This is a genomic window from Vibrio aerogenes (assembly GCF_024346755.1).
GTDB classification, from domain to species: domain Bacteria; phylum Pseudomonadota; class Gammaproteobacteria; order Enterobacterales; family Vibrionaceae; genus Vibrio; species Vibrio aerogenes.
Map to the genome: position 1 here is coordinate 76,474 of NZ_AP024863.1, position 9,307 is coordinate 85,780.

Here is a 9,307-nt window from a genome sequence, read left to right on the forward strand (position 1 = left end):
CGGTTCATCGGTGGTTCCACCAGGTAACATACAACGTCCTAACGGCCTGTTTCGGCCAGTGTCTTCCGACCGAAGGAGAAATTATGTTTGATTTTTTACAAGAGTCCTAACGGCCTGTTTCGGCCAGTGTCTTCCGACAGCACCCTCTGGAGGCCTTGATATATAAGGGCTGAGAAGGGCGAATTGGCCGATCTGTATAAATATACATGTAAAAACCCCATATTTTGGCTGTTTTCAGAGGGGATCGGCCAATTGCCGATCTCATCAGACGAGTGGTGATTATATCATCAATTCTGGTGTTGATTCAAAGCGTTAAGGTGAATGTGCACGGTTTTCATTGGAAATTGTGGCATCTGGCCGATCTATTTAGGGAAGGGCTGGGAATGCAAAACTGGTGAGTTTGCAGGATTTTTTGCCTGCAAAACGCCATCATTTAGGGCTTTAACTATCAAGACTAAAACAGTACACAGCCATGCTGTGTCAAATCGCCGTTCAGAGAGACACAAAAAGTCTCACTGACAACGATTTTTTGGTTTGAGTTCAGCTGTTAACTTTCCGGCCGGTAGTCTTCCCATAGCGGGTAATAACAATCTTCAACATAGCCCCGCAGTTTTCCCAATAACTCACCACATTGGCTGGGTGCATCTTCTCCTGAAATGCCTTGTTCGATTAATTGAATCACGGTCTGGCAGGCTTGATCCTGTTTTTGATACCAGTGATTCAGGCTGTTTTTCAATCGTCCGGTTGGCTGTTCTGTGAATTCAGCTTCTTCAATCTTTTTCAGTAACGCCAAAATTTTCATGGTTGCCTGATGTTCTGACTGCCAGCACCGGACAAAGCGTTTTTGCGTGTTTAAATCCATTGTTGTCTCCGGATAAATCTGAGAATCAGCCCAGAGCACTTTCTGAGCTGGTTAATTTGATGAGTGGAGGAGAGTACCGGAAGCTTAGTGTTGCTCAGGGCTGTTTGCGTATAACCATTCGTTGACGACGGTTTGAATTGCAACGGAAAACTGAGCTGTCACGAATGGGTCCAGATCGCCAGTGGTGATCTGCGGAAACATTTCAGCAACACTACTCCAGAACTTATCTTCAAGCAGCTGGATTTGATGTTGTGAGATCTCAATACAGGTGGCAGGTGATGATTGTGAGTAAGACATATTTTATCTCCTTCAGATAAGGCTGGAGCCAATCCCCGGCCTTGTTTTGATGGTGTGTATTATGATCTGATTTTTTTGATTGTCAATATGACAAGTAAATTAATTTTGCATGCAAAAATCTATGCATCTTTAAAGGCTAAAGTTCCATCCCCTACCCGGCTCATGTAAGATACTCACCGGCAGCCGGGCTTTGTCTGTGCTGCTAAAGACCCGGTAATCAGGAATGCCGGGTCTTTTCTATTTGGCGTAAAACCGGTCAACCGCCTGCCGGATGCGCTTTGCCATCTCCTGACAATGTTCTTTATCACTCTTCTCTATCAACTCTAATGCTGCAGAAAGATTCATCAACACGATCTGTTGTTCTGTATTGGCCTGGTTAAATGACTGCACCGGATCGCTCCCCGGCTGATAGGAAACGCCGAGAGTGGCTAGTCCCTGTTTTGCTGCTTCCGAGTAGTTTTTATGTGCGGAGATGGAGAATGTAGATTTGTCGACTAAAAATATCATGTTGATTCCTTCTGAACGGGCCAAAGCCGGTCTTTGGCCGATGCCACATCCTATTCTATCGCGGTTGCTGAGAGCAAGGTGTGTCGGTGTGGTTTTTTGCATGCAAAAATTTTGGATGATCTGGGTTTGGGGAAAAACCAGATCACTACAGTCTGTTACTTTGAGCTCTATCCTGTTGATGTAGTGGATTCTGTTAGATAGATTATTTGTCGTCTTGCTAAGCAGTACCAACACCAGATCCTCATGCAAACAATTAAACACCAAAATAACTCAATTATCTCTCATATACTTTTGCAGAGTTTTTTGATCCACCTCCAATGCTTCTGCGGCTTTAACCCATGTTCTGAATTGCTTTTTGGCAGCTGTTGCAAATTCCTTATGAAACGCTTTCGTTAACTCATCCTTAGTTGTCATGGATAGATCACCAAATGTAAATCTCGTTTCTTGACTATCATCTTGGATAACCTGTTCGCCCAACGAAGCTAGTGAGCTAGAGATTGCCGACTCTGTATCTTGGGCACTTAAAAACGCACACGTCATGTATGCCAGCTTTTTTAGGTCACGTAAGTTACCTGGTAAATATGCCGAGTTAAAAAACTGGATTAACTCATTTGAAACAGGGGCTTCCTCAGGCAGATTAGGGTTAACATTGACTTCCTGCCAGATGCGTTGCCAATCAGACAAAATATCTTCTCTGCATGCCCGAAGTGGAGGGATTGTAATAGTGAGCATGGATACACGATCAAAGAAATCAGCATCAAGTATCGTTGCCAATTGCTCAAGTGATTTATTACTCGCACAAACCAGCTCGAAGTCAGATGCTTCCTCAGTGTCACTCCCAACAGGGCGAAAACTGTGATGATTATCTTGAAGCACTCTAACCAGCTTTCGTTGAACCGAAGTTGGTAAATCTTGTATCTCATCCAAGAACAATACTTTTCCATTTGATTCTTTCAAAAGCCCATTGCGATCCTTTTCCGCTCCAGTGAACGCACCTTTTACGTGGCCAAACAACATACTATCAACCACTTGAGAATCTAGTCCTCCACATGCAAGCGTAACAACCTGCTTTTGCTTTACCTTACCGACAACGGTTTCAATTAGCCTCGTTTTCCCTGTACCACGTTCACCCAGTACAAGTAACGGAGCTTTGGGAACACAAGAGAACTGCTTTAACGTTTGTAATGCATCCTGCCTTGCTTTTGATTTAGGGTCTAAATCGTAAAGGGCGTAACCGCCCTCTGAACTTGAAATAGCAGAGATCTCTGCCAGATACGTGTTTACACTGAAATCAACTTTGGCAATGCTGGTTCTTTTGGTATCGGGGTTATATTGTGATGACCAGAGGATTGTTTCGCGTGGAAAATGCCCCCGAGCATGAAGAATCAACCAAACCGCATGCATCGCCGGTGTTCCCGGCGATACATTGATATGAAGATTCTGTTCAAGCTTTAGCTCTGGAATAATCTCAGACTCTATTGCGTGGTAAATTTCGTTGTGATCAGCTGGGTTCTCGATAGCTACAGTTCGAAAGGTAATCTGTATATCGCCAAATTCATGCTCTTTGTACAGACTGTTATCCCCAGCTGACTGAGTAAGAACAATGACTTTGCCAACATAAACTTTACGATTCTTAAGCCGCTTTAACGCTTCGTCTAATACCTCAACCCCAGCTCTTTTTGAGTGCCAACAAAGCAGTGTGTTTTTGTTATCCAAAGTTACGCCTCCAATACAATTCGGGCGTTTGGCAATTCACTTTGCTTCAGCCTTTTTGCCATGGCAAGTTCGTATTCTTGACGAACTGTAATAGCTAACTGTTTTTTTGTCAGTCGAACAACCTTTGGCTCATAACTCTCTCTAAGCGATCCTGAATCCTGCTTCTTAGAAGTTTCATCCTTAGCCGTTAAAGGTTTGAAATACTCTGGACTGGCGTTAGTGATAACTGGCGGCTCTATACGCCATTTATACTCAATCTTGTGCGATGTTTTTTCCCGCCAGTTTGCATTGGGTATTTTTGGGTGCTTATCCATATCAGACAAGCAATCTGCTTTTATAGGTGATAATTCAACAATGTCTACTTCGCTGACTGAGTACCTCTTGAATGTATTATTTTCCCAAGCTTCAAAACCACCAGAAATCATCCCTAGACTCATGTCGATGCTCAATTCATTGTGGCTATTAGTTAAAAACATATCTAAGCAGTTCATCAGCTCTTTTACCTGAGTACCGGTGAGTTTTACGCCTAACTCAAAGCCTTGATCCATACCATGCGCTTGAAAATTGGCCGACATCACCATGCCATGCATTCCATCTACTACAATCGCTTTGGCATGTAGCCATTTAAAACACATCACCGATGCACCAGCCTGTTTCATAGCCAACAACGCTGGCATGGCTGCGAGTCTTTGGCGAGATAGAATGGTGACTTTTAGCCCCGACTTCGCACGTTCACATATTGCTTTTACAAGCTGATGGTCCTCTTGCCATCCAAAACTCGATATGATGAGTTCATTTTCCGCTTGATTGATCAACGCTAATGCATGTTCCCTAATTCGAGCGTCTTCACTGGATGTGACCAGTATTTCAGTTAATTCCCTTGGATATCTGACATTGCCCGGCGACTTATATGCTGAGAATTCACCACGGCTTGTCATATGGTGCTGCGCACTCTCGAAGATTGCCCAACGGAACACTTTCACGATCTCATCTATTTGATGGCGTGAAAGCGAGACCCCCAACTCTTCATTTCGTTTCAGTGCTTCTTCTGTAAGGTTTGCCGTTAACAGTAACCCTTTCGCATCACCGATCTCATGTAATGCATCTATGACCACAGCCTTTGCGTGGAAATGTGGCGCAGATGCAAAGTGAACATGTCCAGACAATTTGTTTAACATTTCCTTATGCTGCACAAGACACTTTTTACCAAACTCATCATCAGGCACATCGCCATCAAGACGAGTCTCACATGCCAATAGTATGTACACACGAACTTTGCGCTTTGCAGCTTTTAGGACAGCAGATTCGACATTCTCATCAGCAAGCAAAAACGTACTAAGAATAACCGAGTGTTCGGCATTATCGATTAATTCGACAACTCTTGATTGCAGCTCATTGCAGAACAAAGCGCTATTAATAGGTTGCGGAGCAGATACCTGTTTAGGTAAAACAGGCAAAAGCACAGGGGGCAACTTGGTATTTGATTGATCAACAATCTTGGTTTCTGTCTTAGTAAACTTTTCAATTAGATTCATCACTATTATTCCTTATAGGTTCCAATCATGGGCTGCAATGACATGCCAGGTATGCTGATTTTGCTGGTCTTCTTCAATCCAAAACTGATTTGCCAGCTCAGCCCTATCAGGTAGTGTAAAATTCCAACTATTAAAAGGTTCGAGTGCTTTTTCTCTCCACACCTGGTAATTGCTATTAGTGGCATACATATAGATATTTTTATCTAATCGCCATTCAGCCCACTCTCTAGCATCCGATTCTGTAAATGCTGAAATGGATATATTTGGTAACTTCATTGAATCGAAAGTACCCAATTCATAAACGGACGGTTTTTCTATGTTTACAGCTTTTCGCATGCTTATTCGTTCTTCTTCAGTTGTCTTATCAAAAGGAATAGATAAAACCTCTTCTCGTTCATCCCATTGCTTTAACAACCCTACATTATCAAGGAGTACTTCCAGAATTTTCTGGCGAATAACAGGCTCAACCGTACGCGTGTAAACAAGATCTTTCCCTCGTTTAACTTCAACAATTCCAGCTGTAACATTCCACTCGATGTAATAAGGTTTACCTTGAGGTGGTATGCGTTCACCTTTAAGTTCTATTTTGTCCACGCGTACTTCCGAGCCACCACCTATTGGTTGTTCTTGTAAACCAACGAGTTCCTTAACGGATTGAGATATCTCCAACAACTTATCAGCCCGCGCTTTTAGGTTATGACGGTTCTTCCCCAGCCCGATTGACGCTGCGCTTGGCTCCATATGCGCTTCAATAGTCAAAAGTGGATGGGGTAATAAAGGCTCATCACAAATACATAACTTCCAGCACCCATCTGTCGGCACTAAAACATGGTCTTTTTTAAGTGCAGCTTCCCCTGCATCAGTCAATATATATTGGCCTCGAACTGATTCTGCCAGGCCATATAACCGACAAATATTCAGTAACCTTTCAGCGACGACACGACGTCCGATTTTTTCTCCAAATAAGTGTTCGGAGCACTCGGAAGAACTCGCATTCGGATAATCTTGAAGAAATTGCAGCACGCAGTTAATTTCTGGACGGCTATCTGCCAGCGCGATTTCACCCTGTATGAGCCAACTTTCAGTCTTAATTTCTCGTTTGAGTATGATGTCCTGGCTCATAGTGCCTCCTGTGATTCAGTCTCGATTGTTGTAGACCAGTAAGAATTGCTGGCAAAAGTACCTAACACACCCGATGCCTTTTGCATTGCTGAGCGGTTTCCATACACAATGAGCTGATGCTTGGCCCTCGTAATTGCCACATTCAATCGATTTGGGCTTTCGAGAAAACTCGTGGGATGATTATTTGCGAAACTAAGTATGACAAAGTCAGCCTCATGTCCCTGAAAACGGTCTACTGTACATATCTGAATATCAATATACGGTGAGGATTTCTCACCTCGATAGAAATGCCTTACTCCGTGATGATTTCCCGTCCACTTTCGTAATGCTCGACGTATAGCTCGCTCTTGTGCCCGATAGAAAGCCAAAACAGCAACTTCCCATGGCTTTTGTCGGTTTTTCTCAATATTTGAGTTCGATTTTGCCCAAGAATCAAAGCGGTTTAATTCTTTTAATATTTCTTCTACTTCAGCGGTGATTTCACCTTCTTTGCCTTTTCGGCCTTTAACATCGTGCCATATACAACGATGTGAGCCGTTTCGATAACCCCAGTCCCGCTTTTCAGCCAGGCCATCAGGGCTTTGCAATGCTTTTCCATGGTATATGTGTACTCGGGAAAATTCGGCGATGTCTGGATGCATCCGGTGCTGGTAGCTAAGCCGTATTTGTCGTTGATTTAAAACATTAGCGGGAAGTCCATCAGACAGAGCGGTGCCTTTTTTCTGATACTCTGTACGTTCAAATCCAACTTGCAGTGATTCAAGAATAGAAGGCAGTGCGATCCTACGTACCCTGTTTATTGCAGTGAACGTATCTTTTTCTGAGTCGAATGGTAGTAACGCTTTGATATCTTCCTCTAACTTGTTAGCAGTTTTAGAACTTCCGTCAGATTCTGTATTTAGGCGCTGTTCGTACATGCGAGCCAGTCGCCACGCTAACTGGGATTCCCAGCTATCGGACTCGGTCTTGATTTTTGTACGAGTTAATCTCGAATGCGCTGAAAGTCGCATTTCTAACTTTTTCGGTAACGCAGGCAGCCCCCTTATGGTCGTCAAATCCAGGGGAAGGTGATTAGCATTCTGAACGATGAACACTGACGAACCAAGGACTACTGATGCGTAAGGGAGATCTGTCTTCGGACCTTTAGATGATGCAACCAATACATTTTTGGACTTTGCTTGCTGATGATAAAATTCAATTGTCTTTTCATCGTCAGTGCAAACCAAGGATACTTCTCGTTTCTGAATATTGATTTGTCGGGCAGAGAAAATATCTGCGCATGCTTCTCGCTGATAACTATCCTGTAAACATGGCTGCAAATTTACCTCGGTAGCTTCATCATCAACATAAGGTGAAAGCTGTTTTGGGTCTCCCACCATGATCCAACGCTTGGCAAGTACCGCTGGCACCAAAAACTCTTGAAAAGTTGTTTTTGATGCTTCATCAATAATCATCACATCGAAGATTGGCGATGTTGATTGTTTATTTTTGATATCAGGATGCTGAAGCAACCCAATAGTTGTCCCGCAAACTAAATTCGCCGCTTCAAGAACAAGACGCTCAACAATATGTTTACCTTCACCGACCTTACTTTTAAGTAACTTCTGACTAACTGAAATGTTTGGTTGCTGCTGAAGATGTTTTAGCAATCTTGTGCGTTCAGTTTTAACAAACTCTTCCAATTGCCATGGCTTTGCCTTTTGAGAAACGCTGGATTTATCTCCAATCCGCACAGGTAAAACCATATCGCGATACATGTTTTCATCAGACATCATTCGCTCAAGAACATTGTCAACAGCAACATGAGTTGATGCACAAAGTAAGATCCGCTTACCTCGCTTTATTAGTTGAAGAATCAGTTCGCAAATTGCTGTAGTTTTACCTGATCCCGGGGGGCCCTCAAGGAAGGCAAAGTCAGGCGTGTTGAGTGCAATATTTACAAACTCACGTTGCTGAGATGTTCCCTCTCTTGCACCATCAGTAAGAACGTAGTACTCATCGCATAAGTGCTTATCATAAGGAACACTCGGCCACTTGGCATGGTCCTTACCTTCAAACAGCCTTAATAGTGGAAGATGATGAATAGAAGGGGAGTCTTGTAAGCTTTGTAATGCATTAATCTGACACTTTATCTGGTATGTGTTTGGACGAATAACCAAATAGTCGTGGTCAGGTAAGCGATCCAATAACAAGCTGTCATTTTCTACATTTCTGTCCAAGGCTGAAATTGCGTTGGATTTATTGAATCCCACATTATCTTGAGATTTTCCAGTCAAATGCCAACCGTAGCCGTCTGGGCACTCATAAGATGACAGCCCATTGCCTAATTCACTTGCAATTTCGTCCGCGTGTTCCTTCGTCGCATAAGCCATTTTAGGCTTACCATAACTTCTACAATTTGGGCATTCCCTGGCTGCACTCCCTACTACCTTCCATCTCGCAGGGCTTGCTTCGTATACAGTATCAGTACTTTCATCTAGAAAGCGCTTTAAGTTCTTTTCGAAATCACCACAGTTATCAGCAGGCTCAACTAATTGTATCCACACTCCATCCGGAGCATCATCCAGCTTTTCCCAAGCTATCGCTTTAACAGCCTTTGTACTTTCCAGGTATTTTCGAGTGGTATCTAAATACTTATAAAACTCACCCAGACCACTCACGACTTTACTAAGCAGAATATCTGGCCGGTGAATTCCTAAGTTAGCGTATCTCAATAACGCCATGTTTTATCCTCTGATTTAATTTGTTGTTCTTTCTGGATATCAAGCATCATGCCAACAACCTTTAGCATCAAAGAATTCATTATTCACTGTGTAAAAAGGAAATAATGCTTTTTATTTATGTGTAAATTTTACACCTATAGGTGTATTTTATAACCCATAGGTGGGGTGCTTCACAGAGTCAATGATGATCCGGATGTGAATTGAAAAGAATCAAACGAACTAGTCATCCTTGTAACTGAAAAACAATTGTATATTGGGTGCCGGTAAGCCGATCGAACAAATATACCCAAAACGTCATTGACCCCTTCCACTCAAATAGCAAAACACCCCTCCCCCAATTTTTTGCATGCAAAAATTCATCGACACAGGTTTATTTTTGACAAACCATATTTTTCATTCCGGACAATCTCTTATACTGTTGTTCTCTGAAACTTTACTGACGGTGTTCGGCTGGTTGAAATATTTTACTTGTCTTATTGACAAGTAAAATTGAGAAGATACAATGAAGTCAGTTGCCGGCGATTTCGCCTCACAAGGAGATTAAA

General features: G+C 42.8%; 7 protein-coding genes. All 7 read right to left on the reverse strand.

Features of this window, described 5'->3' with window-relative positions; genetic code table 11:
• Positions 1–547: 547 nt before the first annotated feature.
• Positions 548–862: a hypothetical protein gene (locus tag OCV29_RS23545; RefSeq protein ID WP_261887470.1), complete on the reverse strand. Its 315-nt coding sequence runs from the start codon at positions 860–862 to the stop codon at positions 548–550.
• 84 nt (positions 863–946) lie between these two features.
• On the reverse strand, positions 947–1,159 hold the full coding sequence (locus OCV29_RS23550; protein ID WP_261887471.1) for a hypothetical protein: 213 nt from the start codon (positions 1,157–1,159) through the stop codon (positions 947–949).
• 237 nt (positions 1,160–1,396) lie between these two features.
• Complete coding sequence (locus tag OCV29_RS23555; protein ID WP_261887472.1) at positions 1,397–1,666, reverse strand: hypothetical protein; 270 nt, start codon at positions 1,664–1,666, stop codon at positions 1,397–1,399.
• Between the two features lie 270 nt (positions 1,667–1,936).
• A complete protein-coding gene (locus OCV29_RS23560; RefSeq protein ID WP_261887473.1) occupies positions 1,937–3,382 on the reverse strand; it encodes a sigma-54-dependent transcriptional regulator in 1,446 nt (481 codons plus the stop codon).
• 2 nt (positions 3,383–3,384) lie between these two features.
• A complete protein-coding gene (locus tag OCV29_RS23565) occupies positions 3,385–4,917 on the reverse strand; it encodes a phospholipase D-like domain-containing protein (protein ID WP_261887474.1) in 1,533 nt (510 codons plus the stop codon).
• A gap of 12 nt (positions 4,918–4,929) precedes the next feature.
• The gene (locus OCV29_RS23570; protein ID WP_261887475.1) at positions 4,930–6,039 is read right to left on the reverse strand and encodes a hypothetical protein; all 1,110 of its coding nucleotides are present in this window, start codon (positions 6,037–6,039) and stop codon (positions 4,930–4,932) included.
• Positions 6,036–8,762 carry a DEAD/DEAH box helicase family protein gene (locus OCV29_RS23575; RefSeq protein WP_261887476.1) on the reverse strand — a complete coding sequence of 909 codons (2,727 nt, stop codon included), beginning with the start codon at positions 8,760–8,762 and terminating at the stop codon, positions 6,036–6,038. Before OCV29_RS23575 ends, OCV29_RS23570 begins: the two co-directional genes overlap by 4 nt.
• Positions 8,763–9,307 lie beyond the last annotated feature (545 nt).